Source organism: Cupriavidus basilensis, assembly GCF_029335485.1.
Classification (GTDB): Bacteria; Pseudomonadota; Gammaproteobacteria; order Burkholderiales; family Burkholderiaceae; genus Cupriavidus; species Cupriavidus basilensis_E.
In genome coordinates this window covers 1-3,490 of record NZ_JARJLM010000636.1, presented here as the reverse complement: position 1 = coordinate 3,490, position 3,490 = coordinate 1, and the positions used below count along the sequence as shown (strand labels likewise).

The window sequence follows — 3,490 nt, the reverse complement described above, 5'->3', positions numbered from 1 at the left end:
GAGGACGATCAGATGGCGAGTTGGCATGCCGGTACTCCGCATCGGTGAAAGCCGGCGCCTCAATGCGCATCGGCCGACGGCGCCTTGGGCGGCACCACCTTGCGCATCAGCGGCACCATGGCGGTGGCGACGACGAAGCACGCCATGATGGCGAGGAAGGCATCGCCGAACGTCTGCGTCTGTGCCTCCCGCCACGCCAGCGCCCACAATTGCCGGAGCGCCGCGCCCTGTGCATCGGCGGCGTCGTGCCCCCACGCAGCCAGGTTGCCGCCGACCGCCTGCAGCAGCGCGCCCATGGCCTCGTTGCGGTAGTTCAGGTGCTCGGCGAGCCGCAGGAAATGCAGGTTGGTGCGATCGTTCAGGATGGTGGCGCAGGCAGCGATACCGATCGCGCCGCCCAGGTTGCGCATCAGGTTGAACAGCCCGGACGCCAGCTTGAGCCGCTCCGGCGACAGCGCGCCGAGCGTGAGCGTGACCGCAGGCGCAATGGCGAATTGCTGCGCTATGCCGCGCAATGCCTGCGGCAACAGCAGTTGCTGCGCGCCCCAGTCGTGCGTGATGGGCGAGAACTGCGACATCGAGAAGGCAAAGCAGCCGAGCCCGAACATCAGCAGCCAGCGCAGGTCCACGCGGTTGGCGAAGAAGGCATAGAGCGGGATCGACATGACCTGGAACACGCCGGTGGAAAACACCGCCAGCCCGATCTGCAGCGCGCTGAATCCCCGCACGCGGCCGAGGAACAGCGGCGTGAGATAGATGGTGGCGAAAATGCCCACGCCCGCGACGAAGGAGAAAAAGCAACCCAGCGCGAAGTTGCGGTCCTTGAGCGCGCGCAGGTCCACCACCGGCTGCGCGTAGGTCAGGCTGCGCCAGACGAAGCCGACGCCGGCCACGGCCGCGATCCAGGCAGTGGCGCGGATCACGTCGTCGCCGAACCAGTCCCAGCGCGGCCCTTCCTCGAGCGTGTATTCCAGGCAGCCGAGGAACAGCGCCATCAACGCCATGCCGGCATAGTCGGCGCCGCGCAGCAGCGACCAGTTCGGGCGGTCCACGTGCACCAGCATGGGCACCGCCACCGTGATGAAGATGCCGGGTACCAGGTTGATGAAGAAGAGCCAGTGCCAGGAGTAGTTGTCGGTGATCCAGCCGCCCACGGTGGGGCCGAGCGTGGGCGCCAGCGAGGCCAGGGCGCCGATGGTGGCGGCGGCGATCACCCGCTGCTTGCCGCCGAAGAAGGCGAAGGCGGTGGTGAACACCAGCGGGATCATCGAGCCGCCCAGGAAGCCCTGCATGGCGCGGAACGCGATCATGCTCTGGATATTCCAGGCGATGCCGCACAGCAGGCTGGTCAGCGTGAAGCCGGCCGCCGAGGCGGCAAACAGCCAGCGCGTGGACATCACCCGGGACAGCCAGCCCGACAGCGGGATCACGATGATCTCGGCAATCAGGTAGCTGGTCTGCACCCAGACGGTCTCGTCGGCGCCGGCCGACAGCCCGCCGCCGATGTCGCGCAGCGAGGCCGACACGATCTGGATATCCAGCAAGGCGATGAACATGCCCACGCACATGGTGGCGAAGGCCAGTACCTTGGCCCCCGTGCTCATGGCCGCAGCGGAAAACGCCGCGGCAGGCGGACTCGCGGGCCTGGAGGCCGGCGCAGCCTGCGCCGGTCCCGTCAGGACGTCGCTGCTCATGGCCGCACCTGCGCATCGGCGCGGGCATCGACCTCGGCCACCACCGACAGGCCAGGCCGCAGCATGGCCAGCGTGGCCTCGTTCTCGTCAAGCTGGATGCGCACGGGCACGCGCTGGACGATCTTGGTGAAGTTGCCGGTGGCGTTCTCCGGCGGCAGCACGCTGAACTGGGCGCCGGTGGCCGGCGCCAGGCTGAGCACGCGGCCGTGGAAAACGCGCCCGGGCAGCACATCGGCCTCGACGGTGGCCCGCATGCCCGGCCGCAAGCGGGCAAGCTGCCCTTCCTTGAAATTGGCATCGACCCACAAGCCGCGCGCCGGCACGATGGACAGCAGTTGCGTGCCGCCCGCGGCATAGGCGCCGACGCGGGCGCGGCGGTTGCCGATGGTGCCATCGATTGGTGCGCGCAACTCCGTGTAGCCGAGGTTCAGCCTGGCAATATCGCGCTCGGCGATGGCTTGCGCCAGCGCGGCCTGGGCCTGCAGCTTCTGCGTGGCGATCACCTCGACCTGGCGCTGCGCGGCCAGCAGGCTGGCCTGCGCCTTCTGGGTATTGGCAAGCGATTGCTTGTAGTCGGCATCGGCCTTCTGCGAACTCTGGAGCGACACCGCCGACTTGGCCGCCAGGCTCTGGTAGCGGGCCTGGTCGTCGCGCGCGCGCACGGTGTCGGCATCGACCGCGCTCACCGCTGCCCTGGCCTGGCCGATCACGGCCTCCTGCAAGGACCGGGTGGCATCCAGGTTGGCCAGCAGCGCCTGTTGCGCGGCCACCGCGCCTTCCGCCTTGGCCAGCGCGGCGCGGTAGTCGCGATCGTCGATGCGGGCCAGCAGGTCGCCGGCGTGGACCTGCTGGTTGTCGGTCACGGCGACTTGCGCCAGGTAGCCCGCCACCTTGGGCGCGATCACGGTGACTTCCCCGCCGACATAGGCATCGTCGGTGCTTTGCAGGAAGCGGCCGTGCGTCCACCAGTGCTGGCCATAAGCGGCAGCCCCCAGGGCCGCGGCCAGGCCCACGCCTGCCAGCAGGATGCGCTTGCGGTCAAGCCGGGGCCTGGCGGCCGGCAGAGGCTCCGAACCCATGCGGTCGGCGGCGATATCGCTTGTCATGATGCTTCCTCTTCCTTTCAGATCACGCCCGCTGGCCGCGGGACATGCGAGATGGCGGCGGCGCGTGCCGCCGCCGATTTTTCGAGACGGGCACGCAGGCGCTCGCTGGCGGCCGGGCCGGCCGCGATCCTGTGGTCCGCTTCGGTGATGGGATTGCCGTTCGCCGCATCCACCAGCAGCGGTGTGACGGTGGCGCCGGTGTGGCGGTCCACCAGCTGGATGCTTTCGCCCTCCGGCGCGAAATGCCGGTTGCCCCAGGCCAGCAGCGCCAGCATCACCGGCCGGAATTCACGCCCGCGCGTTGTCAGCAGGTATTCCCAGCGTGGCGGCCTGTCGCAGTACTGGCGCCGCGCCAGCAAGCCGTCGCGCACCAGCGAGTCCAGGCGCCGGGCCAGCATGTTTGGCGCGATGCCGAGCTGCTTCTGGAATTCGTCGAAACGGCTGAGCCCATAGAAGGCCTCCCGCAGGATCAGGATGTTCCACGGCTCCCCTACCCGCGCCAGGCTGCGGGCAATCGGGCATGGCGCGTCGCCGAGCGGCTTTCTTTGCATATTCGCCACCTCCGGAATCATGTTGCTATCAAGATGAAAGTTAGTATAGAGTTGTAGATATCATCATGCAAGTAACTTGTTTGCCAGGATTTTGAACAGAGGCGGCGGCGCCGCTTCGCGAAGGAGATGCAAAGATGGA

General features: G+C 68.1%; 3 protein-coding genes. All 3 read right to left on the bottom strand.

Translation table 11 applies throughout. The features are described 5' to 3' along the window. Window positions 1-59: 59 nt before the first annotated feature. Genes P3W85_RS39025 through P3W85_RS39015 form a run of 3 tightly spaced genes read right to left on the bottom strand, consistent with a single transcriptional unit; the run spans window position 60 to window position 3,351 of the window. Complete coding sequence (locus P3W85_RS39025) at window positions 60-1,694, bottom strand: DHA2 family efflux MFS transporter permease subunit (RefSeq protein WP_017224955.1); 1,635 nt, start codon at window positions 1,692-1,694, stop codon at window positions 60-62. Further along, window positions 1,691-2,800 (bottom strand): HlyD family secretion protein, encoded by a 1,110-nt coding sequence (locus P3W85_RS39020; protein WP_276268736.1) that lies wholly within the window; start codon window positions 2,798-2,800, stop codon window positions 1,691-1,693. Before P3W85_RS39020 ends, P3W85_RS39025 begins: the two co-directional genes overlap by 4 nt. A 17-nt stretch (window positions 2,801-2,817) precedes the next feature. Continuing rightward, window positions 2,818-3,351: a winged helix-turn-helix transcriptional regulator gene (locus tag P3W85_RS39015; RefSeq protein ID WP_035817327.1), complete on the bottom strand. Its 534-nt coding sequence runs from the start codon at window positions 3,349-3,351 to the stop codon at window positions 2,818-2,820. Window positions 3,352-3,490 lie beyond the last annotated feature (139 nt).